This is a genomic window from Streptacidiphilus sp. MAP12-16 (genome assembly GCF_041262165.1).
GTDB lineage: Bacteria > Actinomycetota > Actinomycetes > Streptomycetales > Streptomycetaceae > Streptacidiphilus.
This window is the reverse complement of sequence record NZ_JBGCBY010000016.1, coordinates 40,013-64,804: the sequence shown is the minus strand read 5'-3', so window position 1 is coordinate 64,804 and position 24,792 is coordinate 40,013. Positions and strand designations below refer to the sequence as shown.

General features: G+C 70.8%; 20 protein-coding genes, 1 pseudogene and 1 riboswitch. Of the genes and pseudogenes, 8 read left to right on the top strand and 13 right to left on the bottom strand.

The window, feature by feature from the left end:
• Nucleotides 1-2: 2 nt before the first annotated feature.
• From ABIA33_RS21690 to ABIA33_RS21660, 7 genes and pseudogenes are all read right to left on the bottom strand, one after another.
• Entirely contained in the window at nt 3-242 is a 240-nt protein-coding gene (locus tag ABIA33_RS21690) for a hypothetical protein (protein ID WP_370084114.1), read from the bottom strand.
• Nucleotides 243-298: 56 nt separating this feature from the next.
• Nucleotides 299-1,801, bottom strand: coding sequence for an Asp-tRNA(Asn)/Glu-tRNA(Gln) amidotransferase subunit GatA (gene gatA, locus ABIA33_RS21685; RefSeq protein WP_370084023.1), 1,503 nt, complete (start codon nt 1,799-1,801; stop codon nt 299-301).
• Between the two features lie 7 nt (nt 1,802-1,808).
• Nucleotides 1,809-2,105, bottom strand: coding sequence for an Asp-tRNA(Asn)/Glu-tRNA(Gln) amidotransferase subunit GatC (gene gatC, locus ABIA33_RS21680; protein ID WP_370084022.1), 297 nt, complete (start codon nt 2,103-2,105; stop codon nt 1,809-1,811).
• Between the two features lie 70 nt (nt 2,106-2,175).
• Nucleotides 2,176-3,798 (bottom strand): annotated as a pseudogene (locus ABIA33_RS21675) (putative bifunctional diguanylate cyclase/phosphodiesterase); the annotation flags it as partial.
• A 262-nt stretch (nt 3,799-4,060) separates the two neighbouring features.
• The gene (gene ligA / locus ABIA33_RS21670; protein ID WP_370084021.1) at nt 4,061-6,319 is read right to left on the bottom strand and encodes an NAD-dependent DNA ligase LigA; all 2,259 of its coding nucleotides are present in this window, start codon (nt 6,317-6,319) and stop codon (nt 4,061-4,063) included.
• Between the two features lie 26 nt (nt 6,320-6,345).
• Nucleotides 6,346-7,377 (bottom strand): methionine synthase, encoded by a 1,032-nt coding sequence (locus ABIA33_RS21665; RefSeq protein WP_370084020.1) that lies wholly within the window; start codon nt 7,375-7,377, stop codon nt 6,346-6,348.
• A 27-nt stretch (nt 7,378-7,404) separates the two neighbouring features.
• Nucleotides 7,405-8,094, bottom strand: coding sequence for an SDR family oxidoreductase (locus tag ABIA33_RS21660; RefSeq protein WP_370084019.1), 690 nt, complete (start codon nt 8,092-8,094; stop codon nt 7,405-7,407).
• A 79-nt stretch (nt 8,095-8,173) separates the two neighbouring features.
• On the opposite strand from ABIA33_RS21660, the gene ABIA33_RS21655 reads away from it, so the two are divergent.
• Nucleotides 8,174-10,195, top strand: a complete 2,022-nt coding sequence (locus ABIA33_RS21655; protein ID WP_370084018.1) for an NAD-binding protein — start codon at nt 8,174-8,176, stop codon at nt 10,193-10,195.
• On the opposite strand, the gene ABIA33_RS21650 is transcribed toward ABIA33_RS21655, so the two are convergent.
• From ABIA33_RS21650 to ABIA33_RS21640, 3 genes are all read right to left on the bottom strand, one after another.
• Nucleotides 10,171-10,704 carry a TIGR00730 family Rossman fold protein gene (locus ABIA33_RS21650; RefSeq protein ID WP_370084017.1) on the bottom strand — a complete coding sequence of 178 codons (534 nt, stop codon included), beginning with the start codon at nt 10,702-10,704 and terminating at the stop codon, nt 10,171-10,173. The two genes, ABIA33_RS21655 and ABIA33_RS21650, sit on opposite strands and share 25 nt — an antisense overlap.
• 45 nt (nt 10,705-10,749) lie before the next feature.
• Entirely contained in the window at nt 10,750-11,895 is a 1,146-nt protein-coding gene (gene mnmA / locus ABIA33_RS21645; RefSeq protein ID WP_370084016.1) for a tRNA 2-thiouridine(34) synthase MnmA, read from the bottom strand.
• A gap of 83 nt (nt 11,896-11,978) precedes the next feature.
• Nucleotides 11,979-13,157 (bottom strand): cysteine desulfurase family protein, encoded by a 1,179-nt coding sequence (locus ABIA33_RS21640; protein ID WP_370084015.1) that lies wholly within the window; start codon nt 13,155-13,157, stop codon nt 11,979-11,981.
• 150 nt (nt 13,158-13,307) lie between these two features.
• Between ABIA33_RS21640 and ABIA33_RS21635 the strand changes: the two genes are divergently transcribed.
• Nucleotides 13,308-14,057 (top strand): IclR family transcriptional regulator, encoded by a 750-nt coding sequence (locus ABIA33_RS21635; protein WP_370084014.1) that lies wholly within the window; start codon nt 13,308-13,310, stop codon nt 14,055-14,057.
• A gap of 28 nt (nt 14,058-14,085) precedes the next feature.
• Here the strand turns inward: ABIA33_RS21635 and ABIA33_RS21630 are convergent, their stop codons facing one another.
• On the bottom strand, nt 14,086-14,754 hold the full coding sequence (locus ABIA33_RS21630; protein WP_370084013.1) for a trimeric intracellular cation channel family protein: 669 nt from the start codon (nt 14,752-14,754) through the stop codon (nt 14,086-14,088).
• A gap of 421 nt (nt 14,755-15,175) precedes the next feature.
• Here ABIA33_RS21630 and ABIA33_RS21625 point away from each other — a divergent pair, with 421 nt between their 5' ends.
• The 5 genes from ABIA33_RS21625 to ABIA33_RS21605 all read left to right on the top strand — a co-directional run bounded on the left by ABIA33_RS21625 (nt 15,176) and on the right by ABIA33_RS21605 (nt 21,357).
• A complete protein-coding gene (locus ABIA33_RS21625; RefSeq protein WP_370084012.1) occupies nt 15,176-16,216 on the top strand; it encodes an ABC transporter permease in 1,041 nt (346 codons plus the stop codon).
• Nucleotides 16,217-16,290: 74 nt separating this feature from the next.
• Entirely contained in the window at nt 16,291-17,976 is a 1,686-nt protein-coding gene (locus ABIA33_RS21620) for an ABC transporter substrate-binding protein (protein ID WP_370084011.1), read from the top strand.
• Between the two features lie 156 nt (nt 17,977-18,132).
• Nucleotides 18,133-19,125, top strand: coding sequence for an ABC transporter permease (locus ABIA33_RS21615; protein ID WP_370084010.1), 993 nt, complete (start codon nt 18,133-18,135; stop codon nt 19,123-19,125).
• A gap of 67 nt (nt 19,126-19,192) precedes the next feature.
• Nucleotides 19,193-20,263, top strand: coding sequence for an ABC transporter ATP-binding protein (locus ABIA33_RS21610; protein ID WP_370084009.1), 1,071 nt, complete (start codon nt 19,193-19,195; stop codon nt 20,261-20,263).
• Between the two features lie 26 nt (nt 20,264-20,289).
• On the top strand, nt 20,290-21,357 hold the full coding sequence (locus ABIA33_RS21605; protein ID WP_370084008.1) for an ABC transporter ATP-binding protein: 1,068 nt from the start codon (nt 20,290-20,292) through the stop codon (nt 21,355-21,357).
• Between the two features lie 150 nt (nt 21,358-21,507).
• Here ABIA33_RS21605 and ABIA33_RS21600 read toward each other — a convergent pair whose 3' ends face one another.
• Both ABIA33_RS21600 and ABIA33_RS21595 read right to left on the bottom strand, forming a co-directional pair.
• Nucleotides 21,508-22,272, bottom strand: a complete 765-nt coding sequence (locus ABIA33_RS21600; RefSeq protein WP_370084007.1) for an enhanced serine sensitivity protein SseB C-terminal domain-containing protein — start codon at nt 22,270-22,272, stop codon at nt 21,508-21,510.
• Between the two features lie 91 nt (nt 22,273-22,363).
• Complete coding sequence (locus tag ABIA33_RS21595) at nt 22,364-23,176, bottom strand: enhanced serine sensitivity protein SseB (protein WP_370084006.1); 813 nt, start codon at nt 23,174-23,176, stop codon at nt 22,364-22,366.
• 160 nt (nt 23,177-23,336) lie between these two features.
• A riboswitch (glycine riboswitch) is annotated at nt 23,337-23,462 on the top strand.
• A gap of 202 nt (nt 23,463-23,664) precedes the next feature.
• Here ABIA33_RS21595 and gcvT point away from each other — a divergent pair.
• A complete protein-coding gene (gene gcvT / locus ABIA33_RS21590) occupies nt 23,665-24,792 on the top strand; it encodes a glycine cleavage system aminomethyltransferase GcvT (protein WP_370084005.1) in 1,128 nt (375 codons plus the stop codon).

Sequence of the window (24,792 nt, the reverse complement as noted above, 5' to 3'; positions counted from 1 at the left end):
TCTCAGGGAGCAAGGACGTCGTCGCTGCCGAGCCGGCGCAGCTCACGGACCAGCAGCGCGGTGCTGGTGACCAGGGCGAGCGCGGCGATGCCGGCGTTGACGAGCTTGAGCGTGTCACCTTCGCTGCGGGCCTTGCGGATGTCCTTCACGACGCCGAAGGCACCGAAGGCGCCACCGCCGATACTGACCAGCAGACCGGTCCTGCTGTGCTTCCACCCCTTCATCTGCTGAGTGGCTTTCAGCTGCTTGGCCTTGCTGCCCTTGCCTGACGACGGGTCGACCTTCTCGATGGTGGACGTCATAGCGCCGGTGCCTCCTCCAGCAGGGGGTGTCCCCACGTGTCGTTGAGTGCCGCCTCGACCGCCGCGCCAACGCGGTACAGCCGGTCGTCGGCCATGGCGGGGGCGATGATCTGCAGGCCGACCGGGAGATTGTCCTCCGGGGCGAGGCCGCAGGGCACCGACATGGCCGCGTTTCCGGCCAGGTTCGACGGAATGGTGCACAGGTCCGCCAGGTACATCGCCATCGGGTCGTCGGCGCGCTCGCCGATCGGGAAGGCAGTGGTCGGGGTGGTCGGCGAGACCAGCACGTCCACGTCGGCGAAGGAGCGGGCGAAGTCCTGGGTGATCAGGGTGCGGACCTTCTGCGCCGAGCCGTAGTACGCGTCGTAGTACCCCGAGGACAGCGCGTAGGTGCCCAGGATGATCCGGCGCTTGACCTCGGCGCCGAACCCCGCCTCGCGGGTCAGCGCGGTGACCTCCTCGGCCGAGCGGGTGCCGTCGTCGCCCACCCGCAGCCCGTACCGCATGGCATCGAACCGGGCCAGGTTGGAGCTGGCCTCGGACGGCGCGATCAGGTAATACGCCGGCAGCGCGTAGGTGAACGACGGGCAGGAGACCTCGACGACCTCGGCGCCCAGGGCGCGCAGGATCTCCACGGACTCGTGGAACCGCTGCATCACGCCGGCCTGGTACCCCTCGCCGCCGAACTCCTTGACCACGCCCACCCGCACACCCCTCAGGTCGCCGCCGGCGCCTTCGCGGGCGGCCTGCACGACCGGCGGGACGGGGGCGTCGATGGACGTCGAGTCCATCGGGTCGTGCCCGGCGATGGTCTCGTGCAGCAGCGCCGCGTCCAGGACGGTACGCGCGCACGGCCCGCCCTGGTCCAGCGAGGACGAGAACGCGATCAGCCCGTAGCGCGAGACCGTGCCATAGGTCGGCTTCACGCCGACGGTGCCGGTGACCGCGCCGGGCTGGCGGATCGAGCCGCCGGTGTCGGTGCCGATCGCCAGCGGCGCTTGGTACGCGGCCAGGGCCGCGGCCGAGCCGCCGCCGGAGCCGCCGGGGATGCGAGAGAGGTCCCAGGGGTTGCCGGTGGGGCCGTAGGCGGAGTTCTCGGTGGAGGACCCCATCGCGAACTCGTCCATGTTGGTCTTGCCCAGGATCACCACGCCCGCGTCCTTCAGCCGCCTGGTGAGCGTGGCGTCGTACGGCGGCACCCAGCCCTGGAGGATCTTGGATCCGGCGGTGGTGGGCACGCCCTTGGTGGTGAACACGTCCTTGAGCGCGAGCGGGACCCCGGCCAGCGGGCCGAGTTCCTCACCCCTGGCGCGCTTGGCGTCGACGGCGCGGGCGGCGCTGAGCGCGCCCTCGGTGTCGACGTGCAGGAACGCGTGCACCTTCTCGTCGACCGCGCCGATCCGGTCCAGGTGCGCCTGCGCGACCTCGACTGCGGACACTGCGCCGGAGGCGATGGCCGCGGCCGTCTCGGCTGCGGTACTGCGAATCAGGTCAGTCATTGGCTGGTCAGTCCTCCCCGAGGATCTGGGGCACGCGGAAACGCTGCTCCTCCACGGCGGGCGCGCCGGCGAGGGCCTCGGCGGGCGTGAGCGACGGGCGGACCACATCCGGACGCATGACGTTGGTCAGCGGCAGCGGGTGCGAGGTCGGCGGTACGTCATCGGCGGCGATCTCGCTGACGCGGGCGACCGCGTCGACGATGTCGTTGAGCTGCTCGGCGAAGTGGTCCAGCTCTTCGGCCTTCAGCTCCAGCCGCGACAGCCGGGCGAGGTGGGCGACCTCCTCGCGCGTAATGCCTGGCATGCAGCGATCCCCTTCGGGGTGAGTTCTGGGTTACCAACCCCAGTCTATTGACAACGGGGCGACCCCCATCCTACGGACGGTGCGGGTGGGGCTGCAGCCACGTTTCGCCTGTGGCAGGGGCGGGACGGCCCTGCGCGGCAGGGCCGGGCAGGGCTGGGGCGGGAGTGGCGGAGCGGAGGCCGCGCGGCGCGGCGCCCTGCCCGGCCGCCTGTCCGGCCACCTGCTCCGCGGTGGGCGGCCAGGCCGCGTTGCGGATCCGCAGCCAGGCGGTGGCCTGTTCTGCGGGGAGGGCGGCGGAGACCAGCCAGCCCTGGACGGCGTCGCAGCCCATGCTCTCCAGTTGCTCCCAGGTCTCGTCGTCCTCGACGCCCTCGGCGACGACGGTCAGGCCGAGGGAGTGCGCGAGCTGCACCGAGCAGCGGACCACCGCGGCGTCGTGGTCGTCGGCGACCATGCGACTGACGAACGACCGGTCGATCTTGAGCTCGCCGACGGGCAGGCGGCGCAGCCGTACCAGCGAGGAGTAGCCGGTGCCGAAGTCGTCGAGCGACATGCCCACGCCGTGGCGGCGCAGCTCCTCCAGGGTGTCGGCGGCGAGCTGGCCGTCCTCAAGCAGCAGGCGTTCGGTGATCTCCAGCTGGAGGGCCCCGGCCGGGACGTCGTGCCGGGCGAGCCGGTCCGCGATGGAACGGGCGAAGCCGGGGCGCAGCACGTCACGCGGCGAGACGTTGACGGCGACCTGAACGGCCATGCCCTCGGCCCGCCAGGCGGCGAGCTGGGTGACGGCAGCCTCCAGGACGTAGTCGGTGAGGCGGGGCATCAGCCCGCTGGACTCGGCGAGTCCGACGAACTCGTCCGGGCTGACCGGGCCGTGTCCGACCCGGTCCCAGCGGACCAGTGCCTCGAGTCCGACGACATGGCCGTCGAAGGCGACCTTGGGCTGGTAGTGGATCTCCACGTCGCCGGTGTCGAGCGCGCGGCGCAGGTCGCCCAGCAGGCCGAGGCGCTGCGGCGTGTCGGCGTCCTGCTCGGGCCGGTAGGTCTCGACTCCGCTGCGGCTGCGCTGGGCATGGGCCATGGCGATGTCGGCGCGGCGCAGCAACGTCTCGGCGTCGGCCGCGTGTTCAGGGGTGACGGCGATGCCCGCGCTCGACTCGAGCACCAGCTGCATGCCGTCCAGGTAGATCGGCGCGGCGAGCTCGGCCACCAGGCCGCGGGCCGTGGCCACGGGATTGTCGCCGGCGTCGGGGAGCAGCACGGCGAACTCGTCGCCGCTGAGGCGGGCGACGAGCGCGCCGAAGGTCTCGGGCGTGCGCACGGCTCGGCGGAGCCGCGCGCCGACCTGGACCAGGAGGCGGTCGCCGACGGCGTGCCCGAGGGTGTCGTTGAGCGAGCGGAAGCGGTCGAGGTCGAACAGGATCAGCGCGACGCGGCCGCCGTCGAAGGTCCCGGAGGCATGGGCGGTGGAGGCACGGCCGATCGCCTCGCGGGCGGCGCGCAGCAGCGAGTCGCGGTTGGCCAGGCCGGTGAGCGGGTCCGTCGCCTGGTCACGGATCCGCTCCCGGGCGATCCGCCAGGCCGCGAAGAGGACCGCGAGCGGAACCGCGAAGAGGGGGAGAAGCTGCGGCGCGTGTTGGGTGGTGAGCAGGACCAGCGGCAACAGCGGTGCTGCCCCGGCCGCCAGTACGCCGATGAACACCGCCGCCCTGACCGGCTGCCCGGCCCAGTCCGAATGGCCGGCACGGCCGAGTCTCGACGTGCACTCCATGAAGTGTTCCTCTGGTTCCCCGTTCGCTCGCTGTAGAGCGAGTTGTGTTCAAGCGTAAAGCTGGGACTTGGGGAGGGGCAGGGAATTGGACGTGCCGTGACCGAGCGGTGTCGTTACCGGCGGGTCGGTCCTGCGATATGCACCTCCTGATCCGATTTGCCTTTGCGTTAAGTAACTTGACCAGCCATCAGCCGCCCAGTTCGGTCGCGGAAGAGTCCACGGGAGGCTCTGCGGAAGGCTCGGCCGGGGACTGGGGCAGCGCCGCCGCGCGGGCCGCTTCCGGACCCTCGGCGAGCAGCACGGCGAAGCCCTCGTCGTCCAGCACAGGCAGCTTCAACTGCATGGCCTTGTCGTACTTGGATCCCGGATTGTCGCCGACGACGACGAAGTCGGTCTTCTTGGACACCGAGCCGGTGACCTTGGCGCCGCGCTGCTGCAGCGCGTCCTTGGCGCCGTCGCGGGTGTGCGACGCGAGGGTGCCGGTGACCACGACGGTCAGGCCGTCCAGCGGGCGCGGGCCCTGCTCCGTTCCGCCCTCCTCGACGAAGCGGACACCGGCGGCGCGCCACTTCTCGATGATCTCGCGGTGCCAGTCCTCGGCGAACCACTGGGTGATCGCGGCGGCGATGCCGGGGCCGACGCCCTCGGTCGCGGCCAGCTCCTCCTCGCTCGCGGCGGCGATCCGGTCCAGGTCGCGGAACTCCCGGGCGAGCGCCTGAGCAGCCACGGGACCCACCCGACGGATCGACAGACCGGCCAGGATCCGGGCCAGCGGGCGCTGCTTCGCGGCCTCAAGGTTCTCCAGGAGCGCGGTCGCGGTCTTCTTCGGCTCGCCCTCCAGATTGGCGAAAAAGGAGACAACCTTTTCCTCACCGGTCTCGGGATCGCGCTTGGGCAGTCCGGTGCCGGGGTCACGCACGACGACCTTGATGGGGAGCAGCTGTTCGATCGTCAGACTGAACAGGTCGCCCTCGTTGACCAGCGGCGGCTCCGACGGCTCCAGCGGCTGGGTGAGCGCGGTGGCCGCGACATAGCCCAGGGCCTCGACGTCCAGGCACTTGCGCCCGGCGAGATAGAAGACCCGCTCACGCAACTGCGCAGGGCAGTAGCGGGCGTTGGGGCAGCGCAGGTCGACGTCCCCCTCCGACATCGGCCGCAGCTCGCTGCCGCACTCGGGGCAGTGGGACGGCATGACGAACTCCCGCTCGCTGCCGTCCCGCAGGTCCACCACCGGGCCCAGGATCTCCGGGATGATCTCGCCGGCTTTGCGCACCACCACGGTGTCGCCGATGAGCACGCCCTTGGCCTTGACCACGTCCTGGTTGTGCAGGGTCGCGTACTCGACCACCGAACCCGAGACCTGCACGGGCTCCATCACGGCGTACGGGGTGCAGCGGCCGGTGCGGCCGACACCGATCCGGATGTCGAGGAGCTTGGTGTTGACCTCCTCGGGCGGGTACTTCCAGGCGATCGCCCAGCGCGGCGCGCGGGAGGTCGAGCCGAGCCGCCCCTGCAACGGGATCTCGTCGACCTTGACGACCACGCCGTCGATCTCGTGCTCGACGGAGTGGCGCTGCTCGCCGTAGCGGGCGATGAACTCCTTGACCTCGGCGAGGGAGCCCACCACGGCGTTGTGACGGGCCGTCGGCAGACCCCAGGCCCGGAGCAGGTCGTAGGCGTGGGACTGGCAGTCGATGTCGAAGCCCCGGCGGGCGCCGATGCCGTGCACGATCATGTGCAGCGGGCGCGAAGCGGTGACCCTCGGGTCCTTCTGCCGCAGCGATCCCGAGGCCGAGTTGCGCGGATTGGCGTACGGGGTCTCACCGGCCGCCACCCGGGTGGCGTTGAGTTCGGCGAACTCCTCGATCGGGAAGTAGATCTCGCCCCGGATCTCCACGAGCTCGGGCACGGGGTGGCCGCCACCGTCGCGCAGCAGGTCCGGGATCTCGGCGATGGTGCGGACGTTGGGGGTGATGTCCTCGCCGGTACGGCCGTCGCCACGGGTCGCGGCCCGGACCAGGCGGCCGTTCTCGTAGGTCAGGTTGACGGCCAGGCCGTCGATCTTGAGCTCGCAGAGGAAGTGGTAGTCCTGCCCGGCGAGCTCCTTCTCCACCCGCTCGCCCCAGGCGTCGAGTTCCTCGTCGGTGAAGGCGTTGTCAAGGCTGAGCAGCCGCTCCAGGTGCTCCACCGGGGCGAACTCGTTGGAGTAGGAGCCGCCGACCTTCTGGGTCGGCGAGTCGGGGGTGCGCAGCACCGGGTACCGCTCCTCCAGCGCCTCCAACTCCCGCATCAGGATGTCGAACTCGGCGTCGCTGATGGTGGGGGCGTCCTGCAGGTAGTAGCGGAATCGGTGCTCCTCGAGCTCCTGCGCCAGCTCCACGTGCCGCGCCCGGTCCGCGGCCGGTACGTCCGTGATCTCCTCTGCCGACACCTGCTGCTCCTCCATCGACAACCCCCTCGTCGCTGCCCGGCCTACTCCGGATTGTCCGCCAGGCTCTGCGCCGCAATCACGCTGTGTGACAGCGCGCGACGCGCATACGCCGGGGAGGCCCCAGCCAGACCGCAGCGGGGGGTCACCACGACGCGTCGTGCCAGCAGAGCCGGGTCGAGCCCGAGCCTGCGCCACAACGTCCTGACAACGCCGACACTACCGGCAGGGTCTGACACTCGACCGTTTTCAGAGGCAGGCGGTCCGACAGCGGGCACAACACCGGCGAGCAGCACCGTGCCGCCCTCCACCGCCTCGCCGATCGCATCGTCGTCACGCTCCGTCAGCAGAGCCATGTCCAGCGACACCGCCGACGCGCCCGCACGCCGCAGCAGCTCCAGCGGGACGCCCGGCGCACAGCAGTGGACGGCCACAGGCACGTCCAGGGTCCGGATCAATGTGCGCAGCGTCTCCTCGGCGACCTGGCGGTCCACCGCGCGCAGCCGCTGCCAGCCGCTGGCGGTCGGTACCTGCGCGGCCAGGACGGCCGGCAGTGACGGCTCGTCCAACTGCAGCACCAGCTGGGCGCCGGGCACCCGCCTGCGCAGGTCCGCCAGATGCAGCCGCAGGCCCTCCGCCAGCGACCCGGCGATGTCGCGCACCGCGCCGGGATCGGCCAGGGCCTTCTCGCCCCGGTGGAGTTCGACGCCGGCCGCGAGCGTCCACGGTCCGACGGCCTGGATCTTGAGCGGGCCGGTCCAGCCCTGGGTGTGCTCCTCCAGTGCGTCCAAGTCCTCGCCGAGCCACGAGCGCGCCCGGCGGGTGTCCCGCCCCGGGTGGTCGCCGAAGCGCCAGCCGGAGGGCTCCACCCGCGCGAACAGCTCGACCAGCAGCCCGAGGCTGCGCCCGACCATGTCCGCGCCGGGGCCCCGGGCGGGCAGCTCGACAAGGTGCGGCAGTGCCTCCAGGGACCCGGTGACGGTCTTCGCGGCCTCCCGCGCGTCTGTCCCCGGCATCGACCCGACACCCGTCGCCCCTGGACCGGTCAACTGCGGAAACGTGCTCTCAGCGCTCACGCTGGCAGGGTACGGGAAGGCCGGCCGTCAGTGCCCCGGGCGGACCGTCAGGTCGGTGATCTCGGCGTCCCGAGGCAGGTCGAGCGCGGTGATGATCGCGGTGGCGACCGAGTCCGGGGCGATCCAGGCGTCCGCGTCGTAGGGGAGGCCCTCCTGTGCGCGGACCTTCTGCTGCATCGGCGTCGCCGTGCGACCGGGATAGACGGTGGTCACCCGGACGCCGTTGGCGTGCTCCTCGCCGCGCAGCGCGTCCGCGACGGCGCGCAGACCGGACTTGGACGCGGCGTACACGCCCCAGTCGGGGTGCGCGGTGAGCCCCGCGCTGGAGTTGACGAAGACGACATGGCCACGTGAGACCCGCAGGGTGGGCAGGAACAACCGGGTCAGTTCGGCGGGGGCGACCAGATTGACGGCCAGGGTCTGGTTCCAGACCTTGGTCCCGAGGTCACCGATCGTGCCGAGCTCGACCACGCCCGCGATGTGCAGCAGGGAGTCCAGCCGGACCGGCTGCGGCTGCTGGCCAAGGGCCCAGGAGAGCCGGTCGGGCGCGGCCAGGTCTCCGATCAGGGTGTGGCTGCCGGGGAACAGGTGCCGCAGCACCGCCGCGCGGTTGGCGTCGCGGGCCAGCAGCCAGAGCTCGTCGCCGCGCTCCGCGAGTCGCGTAGCGACCGCCGCGCCGATGCCGGAACCAGCCCCAGTGATCAGATGCGTACCCATATGTTCATTCGTATCACGGTCATCGGGGCCGATGATCCGTCACCATGGGTGGAAAGAGGATCAACAGGGGGACACGGACGTGACCGAGGCTCAGCCGACCGGGCACATGATCGTCTGCGGTGGGGACGCGCTGACCCACCGCCTCGCCCTGGACCTGATCCATCTCTACCGGGAGCGGGTCGTCCTGGTCATTCCCGACCCGGAGCAGGGCCACGGCCCCCAACTCGCGGCGCTCGCCACCGAGGACGGGGCGGTCACCGTCATCGCCGGCCGCAGTCCGGACGAGCCCACCCTGCTCGCCGCCGGCGTCAGGCACGCCACCGCACTCGCGCTCACCATGGACGACGACCCGTCCGTCACCCAGGCCGCGCTGCTCGCCCGGGGACTCAACCCGGGGTTACGGCTGGTGATCCGGATCTTCAACAACACCCTCGGCCAGCGCCTGCAACACCTGCTCGACCGGACGACGGACCGTTCCGGGGGCTCGACGGCGGTGCTGTCCGCCTCGGACACCGCCACCCCGGCGCTGGTGTCCTCGGCCGTGACCGACCGGAACCAGGTCATACCCATGGACGGCGGGACGTTCTCCGTCGTGGAGTTCTCCCTGCTCGAGGACCCGCCCCCGCAACCGCCGGACGGCACGACCGTCCCGCTGGCGCTGCTCGCGCAGCGCGTCGACGACCAGGTGGGCTCGGGGACGACGCCCCTGCACACGCTGCTTCCCTCCGCCGCCCAGACCGCCGCCGCGACCGAGCCCACCACCCGCGCCGTGCTGCACCTTCGACACGACCCCAACCCCCCGCCGGAACCGGGGCCCCGCTTCCCGCGCCTCCGGCTGGGCGCGCTGTTCTCCCGCCGGCTGCGCCTCGCAGCGCTGGGGCTCGCGGTGCTCGTCGCGGTGCTGACCCTGTCGACCTGGCTGGCTACGGGGGACTCGCTCCCACTGTCGCTGTACCTGGTGCTCATGGATGTGGCCGCGATGGGCAATCCGGCCCTGGGTCAACCGTTGGCCCGGCAGCTGCTGCAACTGCTGGCCGCCTTCACCGGGATGCTGATCATGCCGCTGGTGCTGGCACTGGTGCTGGAGAACCTGGGAGCGCTGCGCAATGTCAGCACGCTCGACCGGCCACGGCGGACCATCACCGACCACATCGTGATCATCGGCCTCGGCAAGGTCGGGACCAGGGTGCTGGAACGGCTCGCCGACATGCGGATCCCCGTCGTCGCGGTGGAACGCAACCCCGACGCGCCCGGCATCGCCCTGGCCCGACAGCGGAACGTCCCCGTCGTGGTCGGCGACATCTCCCAGCCGGACGTCTACAAGCGTGCCCGGATCAGCCGGAGCCAGACGCTGATGGCACTGACCAGCAACGACAGCGTCAACCTCGAAGCGGTGCTGTACGCGAGGGAGGAGCGGCCCGACCTCCGCGTCGTGCTCCGGCTGTTCGACGACGCCTTCGCCAGCACGGTCTACCGGGCGCTGCGCGCCTCCTACCCGACCGCGCGGATTCGCAGCCGCAGCGTGTCCTACCTGGCGGCGCCAGCCTTCGCCGCCGCCATGATGGGGCCTCAGGTCGTGGCGGCGATCCCGGTGGAACGCCAGATGCTGCTGATCGCGACGGTGGGTGTGCGGGGCCGTCTGGCCCTGGTGGGTCAGAGCGTCGGCGAGGCGTTCCGGCCCGGTGGCTGGCGCGTCGTCGGACTGCAGTCGGACCAGGGCCATGTGGCCTGGAACCCGGATCAGGGGCGGGTGCTGACCGCCGAGGACCGGGTGGTGGTGGTCGCCACCCGCGAGGGGCTGGGACTGCTGCTGCAGCGGCGTCGCGGAGCGAGCCTGATCGAAGCACCCTCACCGGCCGAGGAGCCGCCGGCGCCGACCGGTCCACGCGAGGCCCCCGGAGCCGTGCCGCTGGCCGGCGTCCCCGCGCAGGGGCACTCCGCCGTTCCGCGCTTCCGGCGCCGTCCGGACGAGAGCGCCACCTCCCCGCTGCCGCACCTGCCCCGGGCTCAGCCGAGTCCGCCGTACCCGCCCGCGCAGGAACCGGAGGGCCACGCCGGTCAGGCCGGCCACACCGGTCAGGCCGAGGGGCCTTCCAGATAGGCGAGCGCCTCGGCGCCGTCTTCGGCGAAGCGGACCAGCTCGTCGAGCGGCCGGGGCAGGAAGCCGTCGGCCGCCATCCGCTGGAGCTGCGTGCGCATGCCGTCGTAGAAGCCCTCGGTGTCGAGCAGCACGACCGGCTTGACGTGCAGCCCGTGCTTCTTCAGCTCCACGACCTCGGTGACCTCGTCCAGTGTGCCGAGACCGCCGACCAGGACCACGACCGCGTCGGCGCGGGCGAGCAGCACGGCCTTGCGCTCCGCCAGGTCGGCGGTCATCACCAGCTCGTCGGCGCCCTGGTAGGTCTTGTGCGAGAGCATCCCGACGTTGACGCCGACGAGCCTGCCCCCGGCCGCCTTCACCTCGTCGGCGACGACGCCCATCAGCCCCGCGTCGGAGCCGCCCCAGACCAGGGTGTGGCCGTGCTCGCCGAGCAGGCGGGCGAAGTCGCGGGCGGGCTTGGTGTAGCGCTCGGCCAGCTCGTTGGCGGAGCAGAAGACGGTGATGTTCATGGGTTCCCCGTGGTGGGCGGCGGTGGTCGAGTGCGAGTGGCCGGCTCAGCCGGAGAGGACCCCGCGCGAGGTCGTCGCGATCGTCGCCGAGCCGACGACCCGGGTCCCTTGGTACAGGACGACGGCCTGACCGGGCGCGATACCGCGCGCGGGCTGGTCCAGGACGACCCGCAGCTCGCCGTCCACCAGCTCGGCGGACGCGGGCACCGGCTCGCCGTGGGCGCGCAGCTGCACCGTGTACGCGCCCGGCGTGAAGGCCGCCTCGCCGCACCAGCGCGGCTTGATCCCGGTGAGCGCGGCCACGTCCAGGGCCTCGACCGGGCCGACCGTGACCCGGTTGTCGACCGGCGAGATGTCCAGGACGTAGCGGGGCTTGCCGTCCGCCGCCGGGTGGCCGATCCGCAGGCCCTTGCGCTGGCCGATGGTGAAGCCGTACGCGCCGCTGTGCTCGCCGAGCCTGGTGCCGTCCACGTCGACGATCTCGCCGGGGGCGGCGCCGAGGCGCTGCTCCAGGAAGCCCTGGGTGTCGCCGTCGGCGATGAAGCAGATGTCATGGCTGTCCGGCTTCTTGGCGACGGCCAGGCCGCGCCGCTCCGCCTCCTCGCGGACCAGCTCCTTGGGGGTGTCGCCGAGCGGGAACAGCGCGTGGGCCAGCTGGTCCGCGTCGAGGACGCCGAGGACGTACGACTGGTCCTTGGCCGGGTCGACGGCGCGGTGCAGCTCGCGGGCGCCGTCCGGGCCGGTGAGGATCTGCGCGTAGTGGCCGGTGCAGACCGCGTCGAAGCCCAGGGCGACGGCCTTGTCCAGCAGCGCCGAGAACTTGATCTTCTCGTTGCAGCGCAGGCACGGGTTGGGGGTCCGTCCGGCGGCGTACTCGGCGACGAAGTCGTCGATCACGTCCTCGCGGAAGCGCTCGGCCAGGTCCCACACGTAGAAGGGGATGCCGATCACGTCGGCGGCCCGGCGGGCGTCGCGGGAGTCCTCCAGCGTGCAGCAGCCGCGCGCGCCGGTACGGAAGGACTGCGGGTTGCTCGACAGCGCCAGGTGGACGCCGGTCACCTCGTGCCCTGCCGCGGCGACCCGCGCCGCCGCGACGGCGGAGTCCACCCCGCCGGACATCGCGGCGAGGACGCGCAGCCGCCCCCCACCGAGCGAACCGGAATCGTCAGGAGCCCCAGGAAAGTCATTCATGATGTAACCAGGGTACGGTCCGCGCAGACGGGGTCCCCGCGTCGATGTCCCGGCCCCGCGCCTTACGGCCCGGGGAGCGGCCGTTACCGCCGCGCTGCCGCGCCCGCCATCCGGGCCCGCTCCACGACCGGGCCGATCGCGGAGGCCAGCGCGGCGACATCGGCCGGGGTCGAGGTGTGGCCGAGCGAGAACCGCAGCGAGGCCCGGGCCGGCGCCGGCTCCACGCCCATCGCCAGCAGCACGTGGCTGGGCTGCGGTACCCCGGCCGAGCAGGCGGATCCGGTCGAGCACTCGATGCCGCGGGCGTCGAGCAGCATCAGCAGCGCGTCGCCCTCGCAGCCGGGGAAGGAGAAGTGCGCGCTCGCGGGCAGCCGCCCCTCCGGGCTCGGATCGCCGTTGAGGACGGCGTCCGGGACGGCCGACAGCACGGCAGCGACCAACTCGTCCCGTAGCACCGAGAGCTCGCGGGCGTGCTGCGGCTGCCGCTCGGCGGCGATCGCGGCCGCTGCCGCGAAGCCGGCCGCCGCCGGTACGTCGAGGGTGCCGGAGCGGACGTCCCGCTCCTGGCCGCCGCCGTGCAGCAGCGGCACGGGGTTCACGTTGCGGCCGATCAGCAGCGCGCCGATGCCGTACGGGCCGCCGATCTTGTGGCCGGTGACGGTGAGCGCGTCGAGACCGGAGTCGGCGAACGAGACCGGCAGCTGGCCGAACGCCTGCACCGCGTCGGCATGCATCGGAATACCGAACTCGCGTGCTATGGCTGCGAGTTCGCGTACCGGCTGGATGGTGCCGACCTCGTTGTTCGCCCACATCACGGTGACCAGGGCGACGTCGGCCGGATTCGAGGCGATGGCCGCGCGCAGGGATTCGGGGTGGACCCGGCCGAAGCCGTCCACCGGGAGCCACTCGACCCGCGCGCCCTCGTGCCGCTCCAGCCACTCCACGGCGTCCAGCACCGCATGGTGCTCGACCGGGCTGCAGAGGACCCGGACCCGTGCCGGGTCGGCGTCGCGCCGGGCCCAGTAGAGGCCCTTGACGGCGAGGTTGTCGGACTCGGTGCCGCCCCCGGTGAGCACGACCTCGCTCGGGCGGGCGCCCAGGGCCAGGGCCAGGGTCTCGCGGGACTCCTCGACGACGCGGCGGGCACGGCGGCCGGCGGCGTGCAGGGAGGAGGCGTTGCCGGTGCTGCCGAGATGGGCGGTCATGGCGTGGACCGCTTCGGGGAGCATCGGGGTGGTCGCCGCATGGTCGAGATAGGGCATGGCGGGATCAAGTGTAGGGGTGATCGCGCACGCCCCGCTGCCACCCTCCGCTGCCACGGTCGTTGCATCCCCTGCAACGGCTCTCTAGGATCCCAGCACACGCGTACGACGGCGTCGCGCGGGACCAACGGGGCAGGCTGGGCGGAACCTATGACACAGACGGTGGACCGGGCGCTGGTGATCCTCGCCTCGCTGGCCGAGGGCCCAGCCTCCCTCGAACAGGCCGCGAACCGGATCGGAGTCCACAAGTCCACCGCGCTGCGCCTGCTGCGCACCCTGGAGCAGCACGGCTTCGTCCACCGCCAGCCGGACTACCGCTACCGCCTCGGCGGCAAGCTGTTCTCACTGGCGCAGCTGGCCCTGGAGAGCATCGACGTCCGGGTCGTTGCCGCGCCGCACCTCGCCGCCCTCAACGAGCGCTGCGGGCACACCGTGCACCTCGCGGTCTACGAGGACGACGAGGTCACCTATGTCGACAAACTGGAGAGCCGCTACCCGGTCCGGATGTACTCGCGCATCGGCAAGCGGGCGCCGCTGACCGCCTCGGCCGTGGGCAAGGTGCTGCTCGCCGACCTTCCCGAGGCGCGGCGCCGCGAGGTCGCCGAGAACCTCGAGTACCCGGCGTACACGGCGCGCTCGCTGCGCACCCCGGCCGCACTGCTGGCGGAACTGGCGACGGTTCGCGAGCAGGGATGGGCGGTGGACCGCAGCGAGTACGAGGAGACGGTCAACTGCGTGGCCGTGCCGATCCGGGGCATCGACGGCCGGGTGATCGCGGCCTGTTCGATCTCCACGCCGACGGTGGTCGCGCCGCTCAGCACGCTGCGGCGGCTGATCCCCGAGCTGCTGCGCACCGCCGAGGCGGTGTCGCAGGAGTACGGCGGCCGAGCCGACGCCTGACGGCCTGGTGGGGAGCGCTGACCTCCGATCAGTCGCCGCTCTCCCCGAGGGCGCTGGAGCTCCCCCGGTGCCAGGCGCGCGGCGCCCGCCAGTCGTAGCGCAGCGCCAGCATCCGCAGGGTGAAGGCGACCAGCGCGGCAGCGGTCCCGGTGACCGCGGTCAGGTGCTGCACAGAGATCAGCACCGCCACGATCCCGGAGCCGACCAGCGCGGGCACGGCGTACAGGGCGCGGTCCCAGCGCAGCAGCGAGGGCAACTCGTTGACGAGCACGTCGCGGGCGACGCCGCCGCCGGCCGCGGTGATCATGCCCAGTGCGATGTCGGCGACCGCGCCCAGGCCGTAGTCATGGGCCTTGACGGTGCCGGCGACGCAGAACAGGCCGAGCCCAGCGGCGTCCAGGACCTGGATCGTGCCGTTGATCCGCTGCACCTCGGGGTGCAGGAAGATCACGACCAGTGAGGCCAGCAGCGGGGTGAGGAAGTACCCCATGTTCTGGAACGCCGCGGGCGGCACCGCCCCGATGATCAGGTCGCGGAACACCCCGCCGCCCAGAGCGGTGACCTCGGCGAGGACGGCGATGCCGAAGATGTCCAGGTTCTTGCGGACGGCGAGCAGGCCGCCGGAGAGCGCGAAGACGAAGATCCCGACGAGGTCGAGCGCCTGCTGGACGTCGGGCGAGAAGAGATGCGAGGTCACGACACCAGTTCTACCGGGTCGGCGGGGCGGCGGACCGGGCGGCCGGGGGGCGCCGCCCCTGGGGCTGAATGGATCAATTCAGGACGCCTCAGACGTCACCGGTTCACACGCCAGAAACACTGGCAGTCTCACATCCCAGACGAGTAGGCAAAGAGCGAGCAAAATACACCACTTCTCGGGGTGCCCACACAAATAGGTTCAAAAGGGACATAAAGCGGGGTTCCAGCGTCTTGACGCTTCCCGTCACGACCCCCCATTACCGGATATTTCGGACATTGGATCATAACGCCACGATCTCGCATGATCTCATTCTGGTCTCAGCACTGCTTGAGGCCTTGAGTCGCGAAAAACTACTTGCGTAGAGTCCCCTCACCGCGCCGCGCCACGAACATCTGAACTGAGATCCGGGGATGTCCGAACGATGACCATTCCAACCGAGCCGACCGAGCCCACCGGGGATGCAACTGTCCTGGTGGCCGAGTCGGATTCATCGCAGGGCCCCAAGCCCCCCGCCACGCCTGTCATCGCCGGCCGCTCGCCAGCCCGAATGGCCTGGACGCGTCTGAAGCGCGACCGTGCTTCGATGATCGCCTTCGTCGTGGCCCTCATATTCATCCTGGCCGCCGTAGCCTCTCCGCTGCTGTCCGCTTTGGAGGGATGGGGACCGGTTTCCCCTGACCTGAAGGGAATCAACCCGGACAAGGGGAATTTCCCGCTGGGCGCACTCGGCGGCGTCAGCGGCAAGCACTGGCTCGGCGTCGAGCCGGGAACCGGCTACGACGTGTTCTCGCGCCTGGTCTACGGCCTGCGGACGTCTCTGATCGTCTCGCTGCTCGCGGCCACCATCTCCACGGCACTCGGCGTAGTGATGGGCCTCGCTGCGGGCTACTTCGGCGGCAAGGTCGACTCATTCCTCAACTGGATCATGAACGTGGTGCTGGCCTTCCCGCAGCTGCTGTTCATCATCGCGTTGACCCCTGTGATCACCAACGCCTTCCAGACGGACGCCCACGGCGGGACCAGCGAGACGCTCCAGCTGGGCTCGATCGTCGTGATCATCTCCGCCTTCGCCTGGGCCTACACCGCCCGACTTGTTCGTGGGCAGGTGCTCTCGCTCCGCGAGCGGGAGTTCGTGGACGCCGCGCGAATCATGGGTGGTGGCCCGGGTCACATCCTGTTCAAGCAGCTGCTGCCGAACCTGTGGGCGCCCATCCTGATCTCCTTCGCGCTGGCGGTCCCCACCAACATCGCCACCGAGGCGGCCCTGTCCTTCCTGGGCGTCGGGGTTGTCCCTCCGAACCCGGACCTGGGTTCGATGCTCGAATCTGCAACCCAGTACTACCTGTATGACCCGACCTACATGGTCCTTCCAGGTATGACGCTGTTGCTCGTCATTCTGTCGCTGAACCTCTTCGGCGACGGTGTGCGCGACGCTCTGGACCCCAGGGCGAACCGCAACTGATCTTCCGCACCAGTCGGCCGGTCCGGTCGGCTCCGGGCGGGGTAACCAAGAAGACTACAAGGAGACCCATCATCATGATGCGCAACAAGCGCACGGTCACCATGACCGCGATCGCGATTACCGTCGCCTTGGGAGCCACTGCCTGTGGCGGTTCCAAGGGCAGCAGTGCCGGCGGGACCACGGGCGGGGTGACCCAGGGTGGAACCCTGCTCTACTACACGCCGAGCGACTTCGACCACATCGACCCGCAGCGTACGTACACCACGCAGGGCCAGAACATCGGGCGTGAGATATACCGCTCGCTGACCGGCTGGACGCAGGACGCCTCCGCGCCCAGCGCCGCCCCGAAGCTCGTCGGCGACCTTGCGACGGACACCGGCACCTCGAGCAATGGCGCGAAGACCTGGACCTTCCACATCCGCCCGAACGTGAAGTGGCAGGACGGCACCGTCGTCACGGCGCAGGACGTCAAGTACGGCGTCGAGCGCTCCTTCGACCCGGACCTCTCCGGTGGCCCGCAGTACGCCTCGCAGTGGCTGGCCAACGACAAGAACTACAAGGGCCCGACCAAGAGCGGCGACCTTGCCTCCATCGAGACCCCTGACGCCAGCACCATCGTCTTCGAGCTGAGCACCCCGGTCTCGGACTTCAACGAGGCGACGGCGATGGAGACCTTCTCCGCCGTGCCGAAGGCCCACGACACCGGCGCCACCTACGACACCACGGTGTGGTCGGACGGTCCGTACCAGATCCAGAGCTACACCAAGAACAAGGAACTGGTCCTCACTCGCAACAAGCAGTGGACCAAGGCAGTCGACCCGCTGCGCGACCAGAACGTCGACTCCATCGACGTCAAGATGGGCCAGGACCAGGCCGCCACCGACCAGCTGATGAAGGCGGACGGCCCCGACGCCCAGCACGCCATCATCGAGGACCCGGTCGCCGGCACCGACCTCAGCTCCTTCTCCAGCGACCCGACCCTCAAGTCGCGCTGGCACTCCATCGCCGCCCCCGGTACCAACTACCTGGCGATGAACGTCACCACGATCAAGGACCTCAAGGTCCGCCAGGCGATCGAGTGGGCGATCAACAAGCAGACCGTCCGTGGCGCGTTCGGTGGTTCGGCGTACGGCGACTACGCCACCACCTTCCTGCCCAAGGGCACCGACGGCCGCGTCGACACCGCCCCGTACGGCACCGACCCCGCCGGTGACCCGGCCAAGGCGAAGGCGCTGCTCCAGGCTGCGGGCGTCAGCAACCTGACCCTGTCGCTGGCTGTCGAGGCCACCCCGACCCAGGGCAAGGTCGCCACGGCGATCAAGGACGCGCTGGCCAACGTCGGCATCACCGTCAACATCAAGCCGATCGACCGCGGCAGCTACTTCAACACCGTCGGCAAGATCGCCAACAACTACGACCTGATCTGGGGCGACTGGATCGCTGACTGGCCCAACGCCAGCACCATCCTGCCGCCGCTGTTCGACGGCCGTCAGATCATCCCCACCGGCAACCAGGTCTTCTCGCAGCTGAAGGACCCGGCCGCTGAGGCGCAGATGGACAAGATCTCGGCCATGGCCGACCCGGCCCAGGCCAACGCCGCCTGGGGCGCGCTGGACGTCCAGATGCTGCAGAACGACGCCGCCGTCGTGCCGCTCGTCTACATGACCTTCAACGAGCTCCAGGGCTCGAAGGTCGGCGGGCTCACCGACGACACCGTGCTGGCCGAGATGAACCTGGCCCACGTCTACGTCAAGAAGTAACCAGCAGTTCCCCCGGTCGGCGGCGGCAACCTCGCCGCCGACCGGGGTCGCCACACCGGCACCCCGTCCGTATCGTCACCCCGCGCGCAGGTCACACCCCGCCGGCCCACAGCGAGAGGGAGGCGGACCAGGCTCCCCGCCAGGTCCCAGCACCACATGACTCGTTATCTGATTCGACGCTTGCTGAGCGCATTCACCATCATCGTGGTGATCAGCTTCATTACCTTCCTCATCTTCTTCGCCGTGCCTTCCGACCCTGCCGTGCTGGCGTGCGGCAAGACCTGCACGCCCGACCGCATCCTGCAGATCAGGCACTCGCTGGGCCTGGACAAGAGCATCCTGATCCAGTACGGCGAGTACGTGAAGGGCTTCTTCGCCGGGCGGACGTTCGGGGACGGCCCGCTCGCGGTCAAGTGCCCGGCCCCCTGCATGGGCATCTCCTTCCACGACGACTCCAACGTGTGGTCCACCTTGATGGGTCGCGTCCCCGCGGACATCTCGCTGGCCACCGGCGCGGCCCTGGTCTTCCTGGTCACCGGCGTCGGCCTGGGCATCGTGGCGGCGGTCCGCAAGGGCGGGCTGGCCGACAAGGCGGCGGTCGGATTCGCCCTCTTCGGCATCTCGCTGCCGATCTACTTCACCGCCCTGGTGCTGCAGTTCTTCTTCGTCGACAAGTGGCAGCTGCTGCCTGCGCCGAACTACACCCCCATCACCCAGGACCCGGTGCAGTGGTTCACCGGACTGATCCTCCCCTGGGCCTCGCTGGTGATCGGCTTCCTGGCCTTCTACACCCGGCTGACCCGCTCCACGATGCTGGAGACCATGGGTGAGGACTTCGTGCGCACCGCCCGGGCGAAGGGTCTGTCCCAGCGCAAGGTGATCTTCAAGCACGCCCTGCGCGCTGCGATCACCCCGGTGGTCACCATCTTCGGCATGGACTTCGGATACCTGATCGGCGGCGCGGCGATCATCACCGAGTCCGCCTTCGGCATCCCCGGCCTCGGCCTGCTCGCCGTACAGTCGGTCCAGGACTCCGACCTGCCGGTGATCATGGCCACCACGCTCTTCGCCGCCACCGCCGTCGTGCTCGCCAACGTCGTCGTGGACGTCGTCTACGGCATCATCGACCCTCGCGTCCGCCTCGCCTGACCAGCCGAGCCTGAACCAACCGGCGCGGGTCGGCGATCCCGACCCCCCGTCGACTTAGGAAGTACCAGTGGCCTTCGAACTCTCGACGCAGACCGTGCCCGTCAATCCGCCGTCCTCCTTCCTGGAGGTCCGGGACCTGCGCGTGCACTTCCCCACCGAGGACGGCCTCGTCAAGTCGGTGGACGGGGTGTCCTTCTCCCTGGAGAAGGGCAAGACGCTCGGCATCGTCGGCGAGTCCGGCTCCGGGAAGTCCGTCACCAGCCTGGCCCTACTCGGCCTGCACAAGGGCTCGCGGGCCCAGGTCTCCGGAGAGATCTGGGTGGACGGGGACGAACTCGTCGCGCTGCCCGAGGCCGAGATGCGCTCGCTGCGCGGCAACAAGGTCTCCATGATCTTCCAGGACCCGCTGTCGGCGCTGCACCCCTTCTTCACGGTGGGTTCGCAGATCGCCGAGGCGTACCAGGTGCACCACAAGGTGTCCAAGAAGGAGGCCCTCGTCCGGGCCGTGGACATGCTCAAGCGTGTCGGCATCCCGCAGCCGGAGCGCAGGGCGAAGAGCTACCCGCACGAGTTCTCCGGCGGTATGCGCCAGCGCGCCATGATCGCCATGTCGCTGGTCTGCGACCCCGAGCTGCTCATCGCGGACGAGCCGACCACAGCCCTGGACGTGACCGTCCAGGCGCAGATTCTCGACCTGATCCGGGACCTGCAGGAGGAGTTCGGCTCCGCCGTCATCATCATCACCCACGACCTCGGCGTGGTCGCCGAGATCGCCGACGACATCCTGGTGATGTACGGCGGGCGCCGGATCGAGTACGGCAGCGTCAGGGATGTGCTGAAGGCCCCCGAGCACCCGTACGCATGGGGCCTGCTGCAGTCCATGCCGCACCTCGGCGGTGACGTCAACACCAGGCTCAACCCGATCCAGGGCGCTCCGCCGAGCCTGATCAACCTGCCGACCGGCTGTGCCTTCCACCCCCGGTGCGACTACAAGGACCGCGTCGCCGACGACCGCTGCGTCACCGAACGGCCCGAACTGCTGCCGGTTCCCGGCACCGACAAGCACATCGCGGCCTGCCACCTCACCGGGGACAACAAGATCGAGATCCGCAGCGCAGCCGAGCGGCTCGCCAAGTGACCGCGGCGGACGAACAGGAGTATGGCGTGAGCACCACCGACACCGTGCCGGGGCCCCGCGAGGAGGCCACCGTCCCCGCTACCGGCGGCGACGAGCTGCTGCAGGTCAAGGGCCTGCAGATGCACTTCCCGATCCGTCAGGGCATCGTCTGGCAGCGGCAGGTCGGCGCGGTCCGCGCGGTCGACGGCATCGACTTCTCGGTCCGCTCGGGCGAGTCCCTGGGTCTGGTCGGCGAGTCCGGTTGCGGCAAGTCCACCACCGGACGCCTGGTCACCAGGCTGCTCGAGCCCACGGCCGGCACCATTCGCTTCGACGGTGAGGACATCACCCACAAGCGTGTGTCGACCATGCGCGAGGCCCGGCAGAACCTCCAGATGATCTTCCAGGACCCGTACTCCTCGCTCAACCCGAGGCACACCATCGGGACGATCATCGAGACCCCGATGAAGCTCAACGGCATCAACCCGGAGCAGGGGCACAAGAAGCGCGCCCAGGAGCTGCTGGAGATCGTCGGCCTCAGCCCGGAGCACTACAACCGGTATCCGAACGAGTTCTCCGGCGGGCAGCGCCAGCGCATCGGCATCGCCCGGGCCCTGGCCCTGAAGCCGAAGCTCATCGTCGCCGACGAGCCGGTCTCCGCCCTGGACGTCTCCATCCAGGCGCAGGTCGTCAACCTGCTCCAAGACCTCCAGCGGGAGTTCAACCTCGCGTTCGTCTTCATCGCCCACGACCTCGCGGTGGTCCGCCACTTCTCCGAGCGGGTCGCGGTGATGTACCTGGGCAAGATCGTCGAGATCGCCGACCGCGAGACGCTCTACCTGCGCCCGCAGCACCCGTACACCCACGCGCTGCTGTCGGCCGTCCCCGAGGCCGACCCGGACAGCGTCCAGCGGCGTGAGCGCATCCGCCTCACCGGCGACGTGCCCAGCCCGATCAACCCGCCGTCCGGATGCCGCTTCCGCACCCGCTGCTGGAAGGCGCAGGAGATCTGCGCCGCCCAGGAGCCGCCGCTGGTGCAGCTGCTGGGCTCGGCCGAGGGCCACCAGGCCGCCTGCCACTTCCCCGAGGTCAAGCAGGTGGTCGCGCCGGAGTGACCCCGGTGCGACCGGCCTGCCGGTGAGACGAAGGGGGCGCATCCCTCAGACGGTGCGCCCCCTTCGTCATGCCCGGCGTCACCCGGTCCGACTCGGTCCGACTTGGTCCCGCCCGGTCCGACTCGGTTCGACTCGGTCCGGGCCGGGGCGTTACCGGCCGGTGTAGGGATAGCCGTACCCGCCCGGGGCGGCGAGGGTGCGCTGGAAGAACGGCGCCATGCGCACCTGGAGCCACTGCGCCACCGGGTCGTACGGATCGGACATCGCGACGGTCGATACCGCGACTCCCTGCGGAACCCCGGGGAGGGCGTGCTGCATCATCAGCCGCACCGACTCGACCGCGGGCGGGCTGGAGTCGTACAGATCCAGACCGATCACCAGATACGGGTCCCCCCAGGCGGGTTGGACCCACGCCCGGCGCAGCGAGCGGACCGCCGGCGTCCCCGAGGCGGCCTGGGTGAGCAGGGCATAGAACTGGTCGGCCGCGACCTGGGGCTCGCTGATCCGGAGCGGCCCGGCCGGCAGCCGGTCCAGGCCGCCGGCGATACGGCGCAGGTCGGCCCAGGGCAGGCCGACCCCGCCACCCGGCTGATGGGGGTTCAGCCACAGTCCCCAGCGCTCGCGGTAGAGCGAGGCCGCGATCTCGCGACCGCTCATCACCTGGTACGCCCGGGACCAGCCGCTGGCGGAGATCTGCTCGGCGGAGGTCACGCAGGGCGCGTAGCCGAACCCGCCGACCTCCATGTTCCCGTACTGCGCGTCGGGGCGTCCGGGCTCGCCGTGCCAGAGCAGCATCACCACCTGGCCCTCGCCGACGGCGCGCAGCAGCCGCTCGTAGGCGTCGTAGCGCCCCGGAGCCACCTCCCGCAGCGCCTGCTCGATGGCGCCCCCGCCGCCTGACTGGACCACTGCCACCCTCTCCCTGCCTGCCGACCCCGACTCTGCCGTGCCCTGCCCTGCCTTGCCCTGCTCTGCCGGACGCCCCCTGCGTGCCCGAGCGGCCAGCCTAGTGCCCTGCGGGGTTCCGTTCGAAGAACGGTGCGGCGGCGGTGAGCATCCAGTCCCCGACCGGGTCCTGGGCGATGTCCAGCAGGACGATCCCCAGCTCCCAGGGCAGCGGCACGGCGCCCAGGGCCCGTCCCAGGGCCTGCGTCACGGCCTCCTGGTCGGCGGGCTGCCAGCGGTCCAGTTCGACGCCGACGAAGAGCTTCTCGCGCTCGCCCTCGACCTGCACCAGGGCTCGACGCGCCGTCAGCACGACGGGCGTGTAGGCGAGTTCACCCACGGCCACGGTCAGGAAGTCCAGCGGGTCCTCGTGCGGTTCCGGCAGGCGCAGACCCACCCGCGCGCCCGTCGCCCCTTGGTGCGCGCGCGCCTCGCCGCCGCCCCCGCACAGCTCGGCGACTCCCGCCGCCGGGATCGGCACCCCCACCGCGCCTTCGGGATTCACCACGATGCCCACGCCCAGCGGCATCCCCTGCGCGAGTTCCCGCACCGGAGCGACCGTGAACGGCATGTTCCCGGCAATCCGGCGGAACTGGTCCTCGGAGCTGAATACCGGCACGAAGGGCTGCCCGGCGAGCTCGGTCGTGGGCAGTTCCAGGGTTGTCCCGTCGTAGCCCCCGCCGCCGGGCAGCGGGACCCAGACCTGGCTGCGTCGCAGCACCTCCACCACGCGGGGAGTCGCGCCCGGGTCGCCGATGGCGGCGACGAGCACGCGCTCCAGCTCGTTCGCCGGCCAGCCGCCGAGGCCTTCGCCGACCCCGCTGTCCGTACCGGGCTGGGCCGGGATGCCCACGCTGTCCACCGGGTGCTGCATCGCTGCTACCGCCGTTCTCCGCACTGGTCCGCCGCAGACTGGTTCGCCGCAGGATATCGAGCCCGGGTGAGTCGAGGGGCGCGCCCGGGCAAGGGCGTGCTGCGCGCCGCCAGTACTCCATGCCATGATGAGCGCGACCAACAACTCCACACCGGCCGTTCAAACCCGCGCGGGAGAGCCAGGCCGACCCCTGTTCCCAGGAGTTCCAGCGGACAGAGGTCGCAGTCGGCGCCGAAGGAGCAAGCCCTCCCCGGAATCTCTCAGGCACAGCTACCGCACGGGCGAGGCACATCTGGAAAGCGGTCAGGCCGCGGTTAGTCCGCAGCCATGCCCCACCCACGGTGCAAGCCGCGTTCATGCCCCCTGCTTCGGGTGGAGGACGCGGTGAAGCTCTCAGGTTGCGACGACAGAGGGGGAGGCCCTGCCGCAGCATGCCCTGCGTTCCCCCGCAGGTCGTGAGCACGTCCTGAGAGCTCTAGGAGCCCCCTATGTCCGATCTCCGACTCACCGCGCTGGACTCCGTCCATCGCTCCCTCGGCGCGACCATGACCGACTTCGCGGGCTGGGACATGCCGCTGCGGTACGGCAGCGAGCGCGAGGAGCACAACGCCGTGCGCACCCGGGCCGGCCTGTTCGACCTCTCCCACATGGGCGAGATCACCGTGACCGGCCCGCAGGCCGGGGAACTGCTGGACCACGCGCTGGTCGGCTTCGTCTCGGCGCTGGGCCTGAACCGCGCCCGCTACACCATGATCTGCGCGGCTGACGGCGGCATCCTCGACGACCTGATCGTCTACCGCACCGGCGAGACCGAGTTCCTGGTCGTCGCGAACGCGTCCAACGCCCAACTGGTCCTGGACGAGATCACCGCCCGGGCCGGCTCCTTCGACGCCGCCGTCCGCGACGACCGCGACGCCTACGCGCTGATCGCGATCCAGGGCCCCGAGGCCACCGCGATCCTGAGCCCGCTCACGGACTCCGACCTGCCCGCCCTGAAGTACTACACCTCGCTGCCGGCCACGGTGGCCGGCCGGCCGGCACTGCTGGCCCGTACCGGCTACACCGGCGAGGACGGCTTCGAGCTCTTCGTCGCCCCGGCCGACGCGGAGCACCTCTGGGCCGAGCTGACCGCTGCCGGGGCCGATCGCGGCCTGGTTCCCTGCGGCCTGTCCTGCCGCGACACACTGCGGCTGGAAGCCGGCATGCCGCTGTACGGCCACGAGCTCACCACCGCGCTCACCCCCTTCGACGCCGGCCTGGGCCGGGTCGTCCGCTTCGACAAGACGACCAACGACGGTGACTTCGTCGGCCGCGCCGCGCTGGAGAAGGCCGCCGAGCAGGCCGCCGCCACTCCCCCGCGGGTTTTGGTCGGCCTGGTCTCCCCCGGGCGCCGGGTGCCCCGGGCCGAGATGAACGTGGTCACCGCGGACGGTGCCGGCACCATCATCGGCTCGATCACCTCCGGCGCACCCTCCCCCACCCTGGGCAAGCCGATCGCGATGGCCTACGTCGACGCCGCGCACGCCGCGCCGGGCACGACCGTCGCCGTGGACGTGCGCGGCACGCACGAGCCGGTCGAGGTCGTGGCCCTGCCGTTCTACAAGCGCGCCCGCTGA

Bases quoted from the DNA above. Each gene is read 5' to 3' on its own strand.
- gatA (WP_370084023.1), bottom strand. From the start codon at position 1,801: ATGACTGACCTGATTCGCAGTACCGCAGCCGAGACGGCCGCGGCCATC.
- gatC (WP_370084022.1), bottom strand. From the start codon at position 2,105: ATGCCAGGCATTACGCGCGAGGAGGTCGCCCACCTCGCCCGGCTGTCG.
- ligA (WP_370084021.1), bottom strand. From the start codon at position 6,319: ATGGAGGAGCAGCAGGTGTCGGCAGAGGAGATCACGGACGTACCGGCC.
- ABIA33_RS21660 (WP_370084019.1), bottom strand. From the start codon at position 8,094: ATGGGTACGCATCTGATCACTGGGGCTGGTTCCGGCATCGGCGCGGCG.
- ABIA33_RS21650 (WP_370084017.1), bottom strand. From the start codon at position 10,704: ATGAACATCACCGTCTTCTGCTCCGCCAACGAGCTGGCCGAGCGCTAC.
- mnmA (WP_370084016.1), bottom strand. From the start codon at position 11,895: ATGAATGACTTTCCTGGGGCTCCTGACGATTCCGGTTCGCTCGGTGGG.
- ABIA33_RS21640 (WP_370084015.1), bottom strand. From the start codon at position 13,157: ATGCCCTATCTCGACCATGCGGCGACCACCCCGATGCTCCCCGAAGCG.
- ABIA33_RS21635 (WP_370084014.1), top strand. From the start codon at position 13,308: ATGACACAGACGGTGGACCGGGCGCTGGTGATCCTCGCCTCGCTGGCC.
- ABIA33_RS21625 (WP_370084012.1), top strand. From the start codon at position 15,176: ATGACCATTCCAACCGAGCCGACCGAGCCCACCGGGGATGCAACTGTC.
- ABIA33_RS21620 (WP_370084011.1), top strand. From the start codon at position 16,291: ATGATGCGCAACAAGCGCACGGTCACCATGACCGCGATCGCGATTACC.
- ABIA33_RS21615 (WP_370084010.1), top strand. From the start codon at position 18,133: ATGACTCGTTATCTGATTCGACGCTTGCTGAGCGCATTCACCATCATC.
- ABIA33_RS21595 (WP_370084006.1), bottom strand. From the start codon at position 23,176: ATGCAGCACCCGGTGGACAGCGTGGGCATCCCGGCCCAGCCCGGTACG.
- gcvT (WP_370084005.1), top strand. From the start codon at position 23,665: ATGTCCGATCTCCGACTCACCGCGCTGGACTCCGTCCATCGCTCCCTC.